The following is a 14302-nucleotide window of genomic DNA, read 5'->3' on the forward strand; positions in this document are numbered from 1 at the left end:
CCAGACGCTGGTGGCGCTGCGTCGCCGAAGGTGCTCGCTCGGGGGCCTCGTTCCAGGCAGTGCGCCACGACAGCGCATTGCCAGATCACGGCTTGCGCCAGCCCACCCGGCCGGCCTGGAAGAGCCGTCCCACCTCGCCCGATTCGGTCAGGCCGTTCATCGCCGCCTGCAGCGCGTGGGCGAGATCTTCGGATTCCTTCTTGACGGCCAGGCCGACCACCCAGCCGTCGCGCATGCGCGGCAGCGGCAGCGGCTCGATCGCGAACCGCGCATCGCCCGCCAGCACCGACTCCAGCTCGGACGCATGGCCGGCCGCACCGGCCACCTCGCCGCGCAGCAACGCCTGGGCGGCTTCGACGCCGTCCTTCCACTTGGTGAGCAACTGCTCGCGGTACTTGCCGCTCTCGGCACCGATGAGCAGCCAGCCCGCCAGGCTCTGCCCCGGCACCGCGATGCGCTTGCCGGCGAAATCGTCCAACGATTCCATGCGCGGCACCGCCTCGAGCCGGCGCGCCACCACGATGCGCTCGCGGTAGTACGGCGCGAAGATCTGCACCCGCGGGTTGGCGGTCATCAACGGGCGGTCGACCGGCACATGCAGCAGCACGTCGGCCGGGCCGAAGCCCAGGTAGTGCCCACGCCAGACCATGTTGCGCAGGTCGTCGTTCATGTTCTCGTCGGCATTGAACGGCAACAGGCTGAGCTTCAGGCCCAGGGCCTTGGCCAGGGCCTCGGCCAGGTCGACGTCGATGCCTTTGCCACCGGTGTGGAACGGCGGCATGTCGTTGTAGAGGCCGACCACCAGCGAGCCGCGGGCGCGGATCTTGTCGAGCGCCGGCACCGGGCTCGACGGACCGGCCGGCTGTCCCCAAGCCGGCACCGCGGCGGCGGCCGCCGCCGCCGCGGCGGCGGTCAGCCAGTGGCGGCGGTCGCGGCGGGTGAACTCGTTCCTTGACATCATCGTCTCCTCGGGGCGCGGGGCCCCGACGCTGAAAGCGCTCAAAGCGGCTTCTCGCGGCGGGTCTCGAGGTAGGCCTTGATCGACCACACCGCTTCCTGGTTGAGGATACCTTCGAAGGGCGGCATGTAGACCGCACCATTGCGCACCTTGCCGCGGCGCACGCTGCCGGCGTAGTAGTCGTCGATTTCCTTGACGCAGGCGGCCTTCTTGGCGGCGTCCTTCAGCGCGACGCAGTCGTTGTCGAGCTTGCGCAGGTCGGGCGCGATGCCGCCGGAGATGGCCTCCAGGCCATGGCAGCGCGCGCAGTTCTGGTTGTAGGCCGAGGTGCCGATCTTGATCGCCGTGGCGTGCTGACGGTACGGGTTCTCGGCGCGCCACTGCTCGCCCAGGGGCGGCAGTTCCTTGGTGTCGACGGCCTGTGGCGTCACATCACCATGGGCCAGCACCGCGGTGGCGGCCATCAGGGCCACACCGCCCAGCACCAGGTGCCGGGCCAGGGTCTTCATCGTTGCGTTCATCAGCTTGTCTCCTAAGGCAGGGTTGTCACACACTGAGGGGCCTGTCTGCAAACGCTGTGCCAATGTCATCTGGGCGACAGACCCTTCGACGGCATCCGATGAATCCCGGGTCGGTTGCTCCGAAAGTCCACGACGCCGCGACGGAACCGATAGCATCGCGCAGTGTCACCCGGACGACTGTTCGATTTCGCAGCAATCGAACCGGGTCCGGGTCTTGCGAATGTGACGGACTGGCGCGAGACAGCGCCATTGGCTCAAAGACAAGCCGCACACAGCGGCGGAGGTGACAAGCATGCGTGGACCGTTCCCGACAGGCTACGGTGTGCCGCCGTCCAGGCGGACGGACGATCTCGGTCGGCCGATCGCGTCCGGGCTGAACCTGAGCCACGAGCACGTCGACAAGATCGACCAGTCACACGAGCGCTGCGTGGCGCTGGGCGTGTCGCGCATCGAACGGCCCGACCTGTCGCCGATGGGCCGGTCCGACCTCACCGTCGTGCGCGAGCGCAACCTGCGCCTGCACGACCATGCCGCGCCGGTGATGGAGATGCTGTACGAGCAGATCATCAACACCGACAGCATGGTGGTGCTGACCGACGCCACCGGCACCATCCTGCACTCGATCGGCGACGACGAGTTCCTCGGCCGCGCGGCCAAGGTGGCGCTGGCGCCGGGCGCCAACTGGTCCGAAACAGCCAAGGGCACGAACGCCGTCGGCACGGCCCTGGTGTCCGAGACGCCCACGCTCGTGCACGCCGACGAGCACTACCTGCACGCCAACCACTTCCTCACCTGCTCGGCCGCGCCCATCCTCGACCCGCGCGGCAACATCCTGGGCGTGCTCGACGTGAGCGGCGAGCAGCGCAGCTACCACCAGCACACCATGGCGCTGGTGAAGATGTCGGCGCGCATGATCGAGAACCACTGGCTCACCGACGACTACCGCAACGTGATGCGCCTGCACTTCCACAGCCGGGTCGAGTTCATCGGCACGCTGATGGAAGGCATCCTGGCCATCGGCGCCGACGGCAAGATCGTCGGCGCCAACCGCGGCGCGCTCGAGCAGCTGGGCCTGTCGGGCGCGGCGCTGCGCATGCACTCGCTGACCACGCTGTTCGGCACCACGGTGGGCGCGCTGGTCGACCGCTTCCGCTCGCCGCTGGCCACACCGATGCCGGTGCAGCTGAACGGCGGCCGCCAGTTCCACATCCATGCGCGCTTCAACTGGCCGGTCTGGACCAGCCTGGCCGAGGCCGTGTCGGCCGCGCCCCAGGCCACCGGCGAGGCCCGTGCCGACGCCTTGGCGCCGGCCGATGCCGGCGCGAAGGCGGCCGCCCCGCGCAACGACCGCGCCTCGTCCGGCCTGGGGCAATTGCGCACCGGCGATGCCCAGATCGACAGCGTCGTCGACAAGATCCGCCGCGTGCTCGACCGCGACATCCCGGTGCTGATCCTGGGCGAGACGGGTACCGGCAAGGAACTGCTGGCGCGCGCCATCCACGTCGATTCGGTGCGCTCCAAGCAGCCCTTCGTGGCCGTGAACTGCGCCTCGATCCCCGACTCGCTGATCGAGGCCGAGCTGTTCGGCTACGAAGACGGCGCTTTCACCGGCGCGCGGCGCAAGGGCGCGGTCGGCAAGATCGTGCAGGCCAATGGCGGCACGCTGTTCCTCGACGAGATCGGCGACATGCCGGTCGGCCTGCAGGCGCACCTGCTGCGGGTGCTGCAGGAGCGCCAGGTCACGCCGCTGGGCAGCAGCAAGAGCGTGGCGGTGGACGTGTCGATCATCTGTGCCACGCACCGCAACCTGCGCGAGATGATCGAGGCCAAGCAGTTCCGCGAAGACCTGTTCTACCGCCTCAACGGCCTGGCCGTGCGCCTGCCCGCCCTGCGCGAGCGCAGCGACCTGATGGCGCTGGTGCGCCGCATCCTCGACCGCGAGAACCCCAACCGCCGGCTGCAACTGGCCGCCGACGTGGTGCGCCTGTTCGAGCACTACCACTGGCCCGGCAACGTGCGCCAGTTGTTCAATGTGCTGCGCACGGCCTCGGTGATGGCCGCGAGCGAGGCGGTGATCACCCGCGAGCACCTGTCGGACGACTTCCTCGAAGACGCGCAGGCGCGGCTGCCCGCGCAGGCCGCTGCGTCCGTGGCTTCGCCAGTCCAGGGCCCTGGTCACGCTGGCTCGCCTGCCGCGGCCCGCGGTGCCACGGGCGCGGCGGCGGCGCCGCAGGCCGCCATCGGCGAGGCGTCGCGCGCCGCAGCGCCCCCCCGGCCCGGCACGCGCTCGCTCGAAGAACTCGAGATCGACGCCATCCGGCAGGCGGTGGACGACGCCGGCGGCAACATCTCGGTCGCGGCCAAGCGTCTGGGCGTCAGCCGCAACACGATCTACCGCAAGCTGCGCTGGAACGTGCCGCGCTGAGCGCGCCGCCACCGGTCACGAGCCGCGCACCCGGCGGCACCGGTCGGCGCGCGGCACCGTCACTTCGGCGCCGCCCCCAACTGGCGCTCTTCCGCCTGGCGCCAGGCACGCTGCCAGTTCAGCGCGTGCCAGGGGTGCGCCGACACGCCGGGCCATGCCGGCATCGCCGCGGGCGGCATCGATTCGTCGACGCCCTGGTCGATGGCCTGGCGCACCGAGGCGTCCAGGTCATCCCAGTAGCGGGCCTGCTCGACCGGCGCCGAGGCCCCTTGCGGGCCACCCTGTTCGCCCAGCCAGCGCACGGCCGGCCCGTCCACCGCCGCCAGCCTGGCCGCGCTGCGCAGGCTGTCGCGCAGGCGCAGCAGGTCGGCATCGCGGCCATCGCCGGGTGGCGCCGCGGCCAGAAGACCGTGCGCCACCCACAGTGCCGACGGCGCATGCCGCCACACCGTCACCCAGCGCCCGTCGGCCCGCGGCAGCAGCCACCAATCGAAGGGGCCCAGCCGGCCCTGCGTGCCCTGCAGTCGCTGCCCGGGCAGGGCGATCGGCTGCGCGCCCAGGTCGTCCGCTGCGCCGCCCAGGCGCAGGCGCAGCCGTTCGACGCACACCGGGCACTGCACCCGCATCGCGTCGGCCACCTCGGCATGGGCCCAATGGCGCAGGGTGGGCCGGGCGGCCTGAAGCCCCGCCACGCCGAGCACCAGTTCAGGTCGGGCCCAGGGGCTGACGACGTCGGTGACCACCGCCCCCAGCCGCTGCCGCAGCCGGCAGGCCACCGCCTGGCCGTGGGCCGGCGACGGCCCGCTGCCCAGCAGCCACCATTGGCGGCCGTGCCGGGCCAGCACCAGGTTGGAGACGGCCCCGCGGTTGGCCTCGGCGGCATCGCCATCGTGCGCGGGCAGCTGCCACAGACCCGGGCCGATCGGCTGGATGGTGATCTCGGGACCGGGACAGCGTGTGCCACCGGGTGTCGCGGTCACCGGACCCGCCTGTGGGGAGGCCTGGGGGGCGGCCTGGACGGCAACCCGGGGTGCGGCCCAGGACGACGCAGGCGCCGCGACCAGCGCCAGGGCAGCGCCGGCGGCCAGCGCCCACTGCACCCCGACACGTCGCCACGGCGGTCGCCCCAAAACCCCTGTGCGTGGGAGGCCATGATGTGCCGGCACCACGGGAAAATCTCCCGACTTCGACAGGTCCGTGTCGCGGGTTTTCCCGCGGCACCCCACGGGTTTGCCCTGTGTCAGCGTGGCGCGCAGCACTGTCCCACTGGCACAACCCAGGCGGGCCGTGGCCGCTGGTGGACCAAGCTGCCGGGCAGCGGTGCACACGGCATGTGTCTTGCAGCGGTTTGGCCGATGCGAACAGGCAATGTCCGAGGGGGGCGTCTTCACATGGGTCATCTTGCCGCAAGCCGCGCCCGTCCGGGATGCGTCGAGGGGGTGTCGCCATGAAGATCGTCGTGTTGCGGGGGGGTGGCCCGGGCCGCCGCCGCGCGCCCCAGCGCGCCGGCACCCGCGACCGCGGCGTGCTGGCCCTGGGCTGCGGCGAGGGCCAGTGGGTGCTGATCAACGTCTCGGCCGCGGTCGCCCACCAGCTCGATTCGGATGTGTCGCTCGATGCACACCCGGGCCTGGGTGGCGCGAGCGCCCGCGCCGTGGTGCTGACCGACGCGCAGGTCGACCATGTCGGCGGCCTGCTCAGCCTGCGCGACGGCGCGCCGATCGACCTCTACGCCACGCCCTCGGTCTTCGAGTCGCTGACCACCGCCCTGCCCGTGCTGCCCGTGCTGCAGCACTACTGCGGCGTGCACTGGCACGTGGTGCCGGTGGCGGGCGACCGGCGCGCGGCCTCGTTCCGCGTCGAGGGCATGCCCAGCCTCGAGTTCACCGCCCTGGCCACCGCGGCACCGGCGCTGCCGCATGCGCTGGGCGAGCATCCACGTGTGGGCGACAGCATCGCGCTGGCCGTGCGCGACCTGGCCACCGGCCAGCGCGTGTTCTGCGCGCCGGGCCTGGCGCCGCTGGGCGGCCTGGCCTTCGACTGGATGCGCGAGGCCGACTGCCTGCTGCTGGACAGCCCCGGCGAGGATGAATCCACGCCCGCCGACCCGCTGTGGATGGACCTGCTGCGCGACCTGCCGGCTCGCCACAAGGTGCTGTTCGGCGCCGAGGGCGCGCATGGTGGTCCGGCCGCACTGGCCGAACGGGGCATCGCCATGGCCTTCGACGGCATGGAAATCGATCTCTGACCACCCTCGCCCCGCGACACCCGCTGTCACGCCACCTGCGACACGCCGCGACAATCCGCGACGCCGCTCGCGCCACCCCCCGGGCAATCCGCAGCTTTGCGCGGGCCGGTCCAGCCGCTACAAACCGCGCCTGATGACGAATTCCTCTGCCCGCCCGATGCTCGAGCTGACGGCCATCACCAAGCGCTACGGCCAGCGCACCGCGCTCGACGGCCTGTCGCTGGCCCTGCCCGCGGGCTGCTTCACCGCGCTGCTGGGGCCCAACGGCGCCGGCAAGTCGACGCTGTTCCAGGTGCTCACCGGCCTGTTCACCGCCGACGAGGGCGACGCCATGGTGGCCGGCCACTCGCTGCGCCGCGAAGCCGTGAAGGCGCTGGCCCACATCGGCGTGGTGTTCCAGCAGATGTCGCTCGACCTCGACCTGAGCGTCGAGCGCAACCTGCGCTTCCACGCCGACCTGCACGGCCTGCCACGCGCCCTGGCCACCGAGCGCATCGCCGCCGGATGTGCCGCCATCGGCCTGGGTGCCGAACTCGGCCGCACGGTGCGCGAACTGTCGGGCGGCAACCGCCGCAAGGTGGAACTCGTGCGCGCCTTGCTGCACCAACCCGCGGTCGTGCTGATGGACGAGCCCACCGTCGGCCTCGACCCCAAGTCGCGGCGAGACCTGGTGGCCGCCGTGCAGGCCGACGTGCAGGCGCGCCAGAGCACCGTGCTGTGGGCCACGCACCTGGTCGAGGAAGTCGAAGGTGCGGACCGTGTGCTGGTGCTGCACAAGGGCCGGCTGCTGGCCGACGGCACGCCGGCCGAGGTGTGCGCCGCCCTGGGCGGCGGCACGTTGGAGCAAGCCTTTCTGCGGGCCACCGCAGCCGGGCCGGAGTCGAAGAAACCCCAAGGAGAAGTCATCCCATGAAGTTCGAACGCCACCCCACTGCGTCGCGCATGCGTCGCCTCCCGGCCCTGGCCGCCACGCTGCTGGCCGGCCTGGCCACCAGCGCCAGCTTCGCCCAGGGCGTGGCCTATGTGTCCAGCGAAAAGGACAACGCGCTGACCATCGTCGACATGAAGACGCTGGCGGTCACGGGCACCATCAAGACCTGCAAGAAGCCGCGCCACCTGATGCTGACGCCCGATGGCAAGTCGCTGATGGTGTCGTGCACCGACTCCAACGGCGCCGACATCATCGACCTGGCCACGCGCAAGTCGCAGCGCCTGCTGCCGCTGGGCGACGAGCCCGAGGCCTACGACCTGTCGCCCGACGGCAAGACGGTGTACGTGTCGAACGAGGACGCGGGCGAGGTCTCCTTCGTCGACTTCGCGTCCGGCAAGATCACCAAGACCATCCCGGTGGGCAAGGAGCCCGAAGGCGTGAAGGCCTCGCCCGACGGCAAGACCGTGTGGGTGACCTCCGAGGTGGCGAGCCTGGTGCACGTGATCGACACCGCCAGCGGCCAGGTGCTGAAGAACGTGAAGGTGGGCAAGCGGCCCCGCCGCTTTGCGCTCACACCCGACGGCAGCCAGCTGTGGGTGACCAACGAACTGGCCGCCTCGGTGACCGTGCTGTCGACCAAGGACTATTCGGTCATCGACACCTTGGCCTTCAAGGTCAAGGGCGCGCGCGCCTCCGACATCACCCCGGTCGGCGTCACGATGACCAAGGACGGCAAGCGCGCCTTCGTGGCCCTGGGCAACGCCAACCACGTGGCCTTCGTCGACGTAGCCAGCCGCAAGGTGACCGACCTGGTGCTGGTGGGCAAGCGGGCCTGGAACGTCACGCTCGACAAGGCCGAGCAGCGCCTGGTGGTGACCAACGGCCTGTCGGACGACATCACCGTCGTCGACGTGGCGGGCGCCAAGGCAGTGAAGAGCGTGGCCGTCGGCCGAGTGCCCTACATGACGCTGATCGTCGAATGAGGCACCTGTCCCGCCCCGCGGCGGCCACGCTGCTGGCGCTGGCCGCCGGCGCCGCAATGGCCGTGCCCTACAAGGCCACGCTGCTGGTGCGCGACGACGACCCGCGGCTGGCCCGCAATCGCGTCGAGCGCGCCTACCTGGGCCACCCGACCGGCACACCGGCCGATGGCCTGAACGTGGCGCTGAAGGAAGCCCAACTCGAGATGGACGCGTCCGGCACTTCGGTCGCGCTCGAGGTGGTGAGCGTCGGCTCGGCCCAGGCCGCGCGCGACGCCGCGGCCAAGGCCGAGAAGGCCGGCGCCGCCGCGTTGGTGGCCGACCTTCCGGCCGACTGGCTGCTGGCCGCCACCGATGCCGTGAAGCTGCCGATCGTCAACGTCGGCGAGCCCGCCGATCGCCTGCGCGAGAAGGACTGCCGGCCGCGCCTGCTGCACATCCTGCCCAGCGAGCGCATGCGCGCCGACGCCCTGGCGCAGTGGATGGTGGCGCGCAAGTGGTCGCAGGTGCTGATGCTCACCGGCCCCACCGACAGCGACCGCGAGCGTGCCGCGGTGGCGCAGACGGCCCTGAAGCGCTATGGCCTGAAGCTCGTCGCCGCCAAGCCCTACAAGCTGTCGGCCGACCCGCGCGAACGCGATCTGGCCAACCCGCTGCTGCTCACACAGGGCAGCTACGACGTGGTCTGGGTGGTCGACAGCGACGGCGAGTTCGCCCGCGCCCTGCCCTACCGCACGGTGCTGCCACGGCCGGTGATCGGCGATGCCGGGCTCACCTCGCTGGCCTGGCATGCGCAGTTCGAGCGCTTCGGCGCGCCCCAGGTGTCGCGCCGCTTCGCCAAGGCCGCGAGCGGCCGGACGATGACGGCGCACGACTGGTCGTCGTGGCTGGCCGGCAAGGCCCTGGCCGCCGCCGCCGTGGCCGCACCCAAGGGCCCCGCCGCCGCCTTCGCCAAGGCGCTGGCCGAACAGGAACTCGACGGCTCGAAGGGCGTGGCCATGACCTTCCGCCCCTGGGACGGACAGTTGCGCCAGACCATGCTGCTGACCGACGGCGTCGGCGTGGTCGGCAGCGCCCCGGTCGAGGGCATGCTGCACCCGAAGAACAACCTCGACACGCTGGGCGTCGACGCCCCCGAGAAGCTCTGCAAGGCCCGGCCATGACCGTTGCGCCGCAGCGCCACACCGGCGCGCGCCACGCGCTGCAGGCCATGCGGGCCATCGTGCTGCGCGAACTGGCCAAGTTCGGCCGCCAGTACGGCCGGCTGGTGTCGGCGCTGGTGCGGCCGCTGCTGTGGCTGGCGGTGTTCGCGGCGGGCTTCCGCAACGTCTTCGGGGTGGCCATCGTCGAGCCCTACGACACCTACATCCCCTACGACGTCTACATCGCCCCGGGGCTGGTGGGCATGGTGCTGCTGTTCAACGGCATGCAGTCCAGCCTGGCGATGGTCTACGACCGCGAGATGGGTCTGATGCGGCTGCTGCTCACCGCGCCGTTGCCGCGCTGGTGGATCCTGCTGTCCAAGCTCACCGCCACCGCGGTGCTCTCGCTGGCGCAGGCCGCGGCCTTCGTCGTCGTGGCCGCGCTGCTGGGCACCACGCTGCCGGTGTTCGGGCCGCAGACGGCGCATGTGCTGCTGGCCGCGGTGGCCTCGGCGCTGATGCTGGGCTCGCTGGGCCTGCTGCTGTCGGTGCACATCAAGCAGCTCGAGAACTTCGCCGGCACGATGAACTTCGTCATCTTCCCGATGTACTTCATGTCCACCGCGCTGTACCCGCTGTGGAAGCTCGAGGAATCGGGCGCCGAGTGGGTGCACCGCATCGCGCTGGTCAACCCGTTCACGCACGCGGTGGAATGGATGCGCTTTGCGCTGTACGGCAAGGACCCCGGCCTGTCGCCCTACATCGTGGTGGGCACGCTGGTGGCGTGCTTCGCGCTCGCCGCCTGGGGCTACGACCCGCAGCGCGGCTTCGGCGCCCTCACCAAGCGCGGAGGCCCGCCATGATGTCGCTGCTGACACGCAAGCCACGCAGTCAGTCGGCCGCGCCGGGCCGCCATGACCTGGAGCCGCTGTGGTTCGAATGGCTGGCGCTGGGCGGCCTGCTGGTGTTCGCCACCTGGCTGCTGGGCATGCGCGGCGTGTGGGCGCTGCTGCTCACGTCCGACCCCACTGGCCTCACGCTGGTGATCATCGTCGTCTTCGCCGCCAGCACGCTGTGGTGCGGGGCGCGCAGCCGCGAACTGCAGCGCCAGCGCGGGCTGCTGGTCGAGGCACGGCAGCATCGGCCCAACGAAGGCTGGGCCAGCGAATACCTGGCCGCGTTGGCCGCCCGGCCGCGCGACGCCGATGCCCCGCTCGACCTGCTGATGGAACAGACCCACGGCCCGCACCACACCGCCTGGTGGGTGAACGGCATCCAGCTCAAGCTGGGCCTGCTCGGCAAGGTGATCGGCTTCTCGGTGCTGGCGCTGAACATCGGCCAGATCCAGAACTTCGACCCGACGCAGACGCAGGACCTGCTGAAGAGCCTGACCACCGGCCTGGGCATCGCGCTGCTGACCACCATGGTGGGCCTGGTCGGCAACATCCTGCTCGGCCTGCAGCTGACGCGGCTGGACCGCTATGCCGACGCGCTGGTGTCGGATTGCCAGCGCGCGGGCCTCGGCGCTTCGTCACGCGACGAAAGCCATTGAGGCCTGGATGAGGCGCAGCCGGCACGTTCGCGAAGCGGAGGTCGATCCGTTCTACGACATGTTGTTCAACATGCTGATCGCCTTCGTCTTCTGCTTCATCGTGGCGCTGCTGGCGATGAACCCGCGGGCGCTGAAGGCGGGCGACATCCCGGCCAAGGCCGAGTACATCGTGACGCTGTCGTGGCCCGACATGAACCCCAACGACATCGACACCTGGATCCAGGACCCCGGCGGCAACCTGGTGTGGTTCCGCGCCCGCGAGGCCGGGCTGATGCACCTGGACCGCGACGACCGCGGTCTGGCCAACGACTCGATCGTCGTCAACGGCCGCAGCATCGTGAACCCGCTGAACCAGGAGGTGGTCACGCTGCGCGGCATCGCCGCCGGCGAGTACACGGTCAACGCGCACTACTACGATTCCAAGGACGGCCAGCCGGTGGAGGTCACCGTGTCGGTGGTCAAGGTCAATCCGCGTGCCGAGGTCGTCTACTACGGGCAGGTGACGCTCGCCCGCAAGGGCGACGAGGCCACCGCCGTTCGCTTCACCGTGCTGCCCGATGGCGGCGTCGGCCAGATCAACACGCTGCCGAGGCAGCTGGTCCAGAGGATGTAACGCCTTGTCCCTGTCGCTCATCCTCTCGTTCAGTGCGCTGGTGTTCCTGTGCGCGCTGGCGCTCGTGTGGTCCCGCTGGCCGGCCTGGATGAAGGCGCTGCTGGTGGCCGGCGTGGCCGTGTTCTATTTCTGGGCCGACGACGTGGTGCACAACCTGTCGGGCTGGCCCACCGTCGATGCGCTGCCCGAGCGCTTCACGCTGCTGGCCGCGGTGATCGAGGAGCCCAGCAACAAGTCGGCCGGCGCGCTGTACATCTGGGTCAACGCCATCGAGAACGGCAAGCCGGTGGCGCAGCCGCGCGCCCACAAGCTGCCCTACGCGAAGGACCTGCATGCCTTGCTCAACGAGGGCATGAAGAAAGCCCGCCAAGGCGTCACCCAGATGGGCACCGCCGCGCCGAAAGCGGGCAAGAAGGGCCTGGGCTGGCTGCGCCCGGGCAGCGACGAGCAGGAGGTCAAGATCCGCGACCTGCCCGCGCCCCAGTTGCCGGAGAAGTGATGCGAACCGACCTTGCACCGATCGGCAGACCCGCCGAGGGCGCCGCAGGCCGGATCGTGCGCAGGCTGGCCGGCGCCGTGGCGGCAGGGCTGCTCGCGGCCTGCTCCGGGCCACCGGCCGGCGGCGAGTCGTACTTTCCGCTCGAACGCGGGCACCGCTGGGTGTACGACAGCGCCTCCGAGTGGGAGAACAACACGGTCGAGCGCGAGCAGATCGTGCTCAGCACGCACGGCGAGGAGTCGCTCGAATCCGGTGGCCGCGCCTGGCGTCGGCGCAGCGCATCGGGTGTGGACTACTGGCTGCGCGCCGACGACACCGGCATCTTCCGCGTGGCCAGCAAGACCGACCTCGAGGCCGAGCCCGCGCCCGACAAGGCGCCGCGCTACGTGCTGAAGCAGCCGCTGGCCGTGGGCACGCAGTGGCAGGCCACCACCACCGCCTACCTGCTGCGCCGCCGGGCCGAATTCCCCCCGGAGATCCGCCACACCCACCAGCCGGTGATGATGCAGTACCGCATCGAGGCGCTGGGCGAGAAGGTCGCCACGCGGGCCGGCGCCTTCACCGACTGCATCCGGGTGAAGGGCGACGCCGCGATGCGCCTGTTCGCCGACCCGGTGAATGGCTTCAAGGACATGCCGCTGACCACGCTCGAGTGGTATTGCAAGGGGGTCGGGCTGGTGAAGCTCGAGCGGCGTGAGCCCGCTCAATCCACCTTCCTCAGCGGTGGCACACTGACGATGGAGTTGACCGAATGGCAGTGAAACCCTTCCACCCCCGACGCCGCCAGGCGATGGGCCTGATGTCCGCCCTGGCACTGGGGCCGGCCTTCGGCCGTGCGCTGGCACAGCCGCCGCAAAGCTTTCCCACGCGGCCGATCTCCCTGTGGGTGCCCTGGCCGGCCGGCGGCGCCACCGACCTGGCGATGCGCGTGCTGGCCGAACTGGCCGGCCGCCACCTCGGGCAGAAGGTGATCGTCGAGAACCGCGCCGGGGCCGGCGGCACGCTGGTGATGCCGATCCTGCAGCAGGCCGCCCCCGACGGCTACACCATCGCGCAGATGCCGCAGCCGGTGTTCCGTGCCCCGCTGGTGCAGAAGCTCACCTGGGACCCGATCCGCGACACCTCGCCCATCCTGCAGATCAGCGGCGTCACCTTCGGCATCGTGGTGCCGGCGGCCAGCGGGCTGCGCAGCCTGGACGACCTGTTCGCCTATGCGAAGCAGCACCCGGGCGCGCTCACCGTGGCCACCAACGGCGTCGGCACCACACCGCACACGGTGATGGACGAGCTGTTCTCGCGCCGCGGCCTCACCTACGTGCACGTGCCCTACAAGGGCACGTCGGAGCAGATGATCGCGGTGTCGTCGGGCCAGGTGATGGTGGGCGTCAACTCCAACGGTTTTGCGCCCTTCGTCGATTCGGGCGCGCTGCGGCTGCTGGTCACCTTCGGCGAGCAGCGCACGCGCCGCTGGCCGCAGGTGCCCACGCTGCGCGAACTGGGCCACGGCATCGTGGCCACTTCGCCCTACGGGCTGGCCGGCCCGCGCGGCATGCCGGCGGCGGTGGTGCAGGCGCTGCACGATGCCTTCCGCCTGGCCATGCACGAGCCGGCTCACGTGGCCGAGCTGGAACGCTACGACCAGAGCCTGGCCTACCTGGGCACCGAAGACTACGCGCGGTCGATGCGCGAGGTGTACGCCGCCGAGAAGCGCACGGTGGAACGACTGGGGCTGGCCCGCGCACCGTCCTGAGCCACGTCGCGGCGCGTGCCCTACGGCACGATCAGCCGGTGCTGGTGTGCGTAGCGCAGCAGTTCGACCGCTGTCGTCACGCCCAGCCGGGCCCGGATCTGCGTCTGCAGGTTCGACACGGTCTTCGGGCTCAGGTGCAGCCGGGTCGCGATCTCGGGCAGCGCACAGCCCTGCACCAGCAGCCGCAGCACGTCGAATTCGCGCGGCGACAGCGCCAGGTGCGGCAGCTCGGCGGCCGGTTCTCGGATGGCGCCGGCCACGTCGGCCGACAGCACCCGGCGCTCGCCGGCGGCCACGCGGCGCAGGCAGCGCACCAGTTCGTCGGGCTCGCTGCCCTTGGTGACGAAGCCGTCGGCCCCGGCGCGCAGCGCCTGACCCACCATGGCCGGGCTGTCGTGCATCGTGAACACCAGCCAGCGCACCTGGGGCCAGCGCTGCACCGCGCGGCGCAGCAGGTCGAGCCCGCTGCGGCCGGGCATCGACAGGTCGAGCACCACCACGTCCACGCCGGGCTCGCCCGGCGCGCTGCGCGCCAGCGCCGCGTAGGCCGCGTCGGCATCGGCATGCTCGGCCACGACGACCATGTCGCCGGCCAGCTCGAGCAGGCGCTGGTAGCCGGTGCGCACGACCGCGTGGTCGTCGACCAGCATCACGCGCAGGCGCGCGGATAACATCCCCCGCGC

Annotated in this window: 15 protein-coding genes; 11 read left to right on the top strand and 4 right to left on the bottom strand. The window is 71.1% G+C overall.

The features are described from left to right. Nucleotides 1–85: 85 nt before the first annotated feature. Together EOINJALH_RS07590 and pedF are read right to left on the bottom strand one after the other, a co-directional pair. Nucleotides 86–958, bottom strand: a complete 873-nt coding sequence (locus EOINJALH_RS07590; RefSeq protein ID WP_234413707.1) for an ABC transporter substrate-binding protein — start codon at nucleotides 956–958, stop codon at nucleotides 86–88. 41 nt (nucleotides 959–999) lie between these two features. Further along, nucleotides 1000–1467, bottom strand: a complete 468-nt coding sequence (pedF, locus tag EOINJALH_RS07595; protein ID WP_404872741.1) for a cytochrome c-550 PedF — start codon at nucleotides 1465–1467, stop codon at nucleotides 1000–1002. Nucleotides 1468–1771: 304 nt separating this feature from the next. Between pedF and EOINJALH_RS07600 the strand changes: the two genes are divergently transcribed. After that, the gene (locus EOINJALH_RS07600; RefSeq protein ID WP_088279757.1) at nucleotides 1772–3904 is read left to right on the top strand and encodes a sigma-54-dependent Fis family transcriptional regulator; all 2133 of its coding nucleotides are present in this window, start codon (nucleotides 1772–1774) and stop codon (nucleotides 3902–3904) included. A gap of 59 nt (nucleotides 3905–3963) precedes the next feature. Here the strand turns inward: EOINJALH_RS07600 and EOINJALH_RS07605 are convergent, their stop codons facing one another. Then, nucleotides 3964–4884, bottom strand: a complete 921-nt coding sequence (locus EOINJALH_RS07605; RefSeq protein ID WP_144289912.1) for a hypothetical protein — start codon at nucleotides 4882–4884, stop codon at nucleotides 3964–3966. A 467-nt stretch (nucleotides 4885–5351) separates the two neighbouring features. Here EOINJALH_RS07605 and EOINJALH_RS07610 point away from each other — a divergent pair, with 467 nt between their 5' ends. From EOINJALH_RS07610 to EOINJALH_RS07655, 10 genes are all read left to right on the top strand, one after another. Continuing rightward, a complete protein-coding gene (locus EOINJALH_RS07610) occupies nucleotides 5352–6152 on the top strand; it encodes an MBL fold metallo-hydrolase (RefSeq protein WP_158219683.1) in 801 nt (266 codons plus the stop codon). A 157-nt stretch (nucleotides 6153–6309) separates the two neighbouring features. Beyond that, entirely contained in the window at nucleotides 6310–7065 is a 756-nt protein-coding gene (locus tag EOINJALH_RS07615) for an ABC transporter ATP-binding protein (RefSeq protein ID WP_088279747.1), read from the top strand. A gap of 29 nt (nucleotides 7066–7094) precedes the next feature. Next, nucleotides 7095–8066, top strand: a complete 972-nt coding sequence (locus tag EOINJALH_RS07620) for a PQQ-dependent catabolism-associated beta-propeller protein (protein WP_088279758.1) — start codon at nucleotides 7095–7097, stop codon at nucleotides 8064–8066. After that, on the top strand, nucleotides 8063–9226 hold the full coding sequence (locus EOINJALH_RS07625; RefSeq protein ID WP_088279748.1) for a branched-chain amino acid ABC transporter substrate-binding protein: 1164 nt from the start codon (nucleotides 8063–8065) through the stop codon (nucleotides 9224–9226). Before EOINJALH_RS07620 ends, EOINJALH_RS07625 begins: the two co-directional genes overlap by 4 nt. Further along, on the top strand, nucleotides 9223–10068 hold the full coding sequence (locus EOINJALH_RS07630) for an ABC transporter permease (RefSeq protein WP_088279749.1): 846 nt from the start codon (nucleotides 9223–9225) through the stop codon (nucleotides 10066–10068). Before EOINJALH_RS07625 ends, EOINJALH_RS07630 begins: the two co-directional genes overlap by 4 nt. Then, entirely contained in the window at nucleotides 10065–10757 is a 693-nt protein-coding gene (locus EOINJALH_RS07635) for a hypothetical protein (protein ID WP_234413709.1), read from the top strand. The genes EOINJALH_RS07630 and EOINJALH_RS07635 overlap by 4 nt, the downstream gene beginning before the upstream one ends. A 7-nt stretch (nucleotides 10758–10764) precedes the next feature. Next, nucleotides 10765–11370: a hypothetical protein gene (locus EOINJALH_RS07640; protein WP_088279750.1), complete on the top strand. Its 606-nt coding sequence runs from the start codon at nucleotides 10765–10767 to the stop codon at nucleotides 11368–11370. Between the two features lie 4 nt (nucleotides 11371–11374). After that, nucleotides 11375–11869: a hypothetical protein gene (locus EOINJALH_RS07645; protein ID WP_088279751.1), complete on the top strand. Its 495-nt coding sequence runs from the start codon at nucleotides 11375–11377 to the stop codon at nucleotides 11867–11869. Next, nucleotides 11869–12630, top strand: a complete 762-nt coding sequence (locus tag EOINJALH_RS07650) for a hypothetical protein (protein ID WP_234413710.1) — start codon at nucleotides 11869–11871, stop codon at nucleotides 12628–12630. Before EOINJALH_RS07645 ends, EOINJALH_RS07650 begins: the two co-directional genes overlap by 1 nt. Next, nucleotides 12621–13619 (top strand): tripartite tricarboxylate transporter substrate binding protein, encoded by a 999-nt coding sequence (locus tag EOINJALH_RS07655; RefSeq protein WP_088279752.1) that lies wholly within the window; start codon nucleotides 12621–12623, stop codon nucleotides 13617–13619. The genes EOINJALH_RS07650 and EOINJALH_RS07655 overlap by 10 nt, the downstream gene beginning before the upstream one ends. Before the next feature lie 20 nt (nucleotides 13620–13639). Here the strand turns inward: EOINJALH_RS07655 and EOINJALH_RS07660 are convergent, their stop codons facing one another. After that, nucleotides 13640–14293, bottom strand: coding sequence for a response regulator transcription factor (locus EOINJALH_RS07660; RefSeq protein ID WP_088279753.1), 654 nt, complete (start codon nucleotides 14291–14293; stop codon nucleotides 13640–13642). Nucleotides 14294–14302 lie beyond the last annotated feature (9 nt).

It is taken from the genome of Ideonella sp. A 288 (assembly GCF_002198735.1).
In the GTDB taxonomy this organism is placed as follows: domain Bacteria; phylum Pseudomonadota; class Gammaproteobacteria; order Burkholderiales; family Burkholderiaceae_C; genus Pseudaquabacterium.

Excerpts from the sequence above, each read along its gene's own strand:
- EOINJALH_RS07590 (WP_234413707.1), bottom strand. The coding sequence starts at position 958 with ATGTCAAGGAACGAGTTCACCCGCCGCGACCGCCGCCACTGGCTGACC.
- EOINJALH_RS07610 (WP_158219683.1), top strand. The coding sequence starts at position 5,352 with ATGAAGATCGTCGTGTTGCGGGGGGGTGGCCCGGGCCGCCGCCGCGCG.
- EOINJALH_RS07655 (WP_088279752.1), top strand. The coding sequence starts at position 12,621 with ATGGCAGTGAAACCCTTCCACCCCCGACGCCGCCAGGCGATGGGCCTG.
- EOINJALH_RS07620 (WP_088279758.1), top strand. The coding sequence starts at position 7,095 with ATGCGTCGCCTCCCGGCCCTGGCCGCCACGCTGCTGGCCGGCCTGGCC.
- EOINJALH_RS07615 (WP_088279747.1), top strand. The coding sequence starts at position 6,310 with ATGCTCGAGCTGACGGCCATCACCAAGCGCTACGGCCAGCGCACCGCG.
- EOINJALH_RS07660 (WP_088279753.1), bottom strand. The coding sequence starts at position 14,293 with ATGTTATCCGCGCGCCTGCGCGTGATGCTGGTCGACGACCACGCGGTC.
- EOINJALH_RS07650 (WP_234413710.1), top strand. The coding sequence starts at position 11,869 with ATGCGAACCGACCTTGCACCGATCGGCAGACCCGCCGAGGGCGCCGCA.
- EOINJALH_RS07640 (WP_088279750.1), top strand. The coding sequence starts at position 10,765 with ATGAGGCGCAGCCGGCACGTTCGCGAAGCGGAGGTCGATCCGTTCTAC.
- EOINJALH_RS07625 (WP_088279748.1), top strand. The coding sequence starts at position 8,063 with ATGAGGCACCTGTCCCGCCCCGCGGCGGCCACGCTGCTGGCGCTGGCC.
- EOINJALH_RS07600 (WP_088279757.1), top strand. The coding sequence starts at position 1,772 with ATGCGTGGACCGTTCCCGACAGGCTACGGTGTGCCGCCGTCCAGGCGG.
- pedF (WP_404872741.1), bottom strand. The coding sequence starts at position 1,467 with ATGAAGACCCTGGCCCGGCACCTGGTGCTGGGCGGTGTGGCCCTGATG.
- EOINJALH_RS07630 (WP_088279749.1), top strand. The coding sequence starts at position 9,223 with ATGACCGTTGCGCCGCAGCGCCACACCGGCGCGCGCCACGCGCTGCAG.
- EOINJALH_RS07635 (WP_234413709.1), top strand. The coding sequence starts at position 10,065 with ATGATGTCGCTGCTGACACGCAAGCCACGCAGTCAGTCGGCCGCGCCG.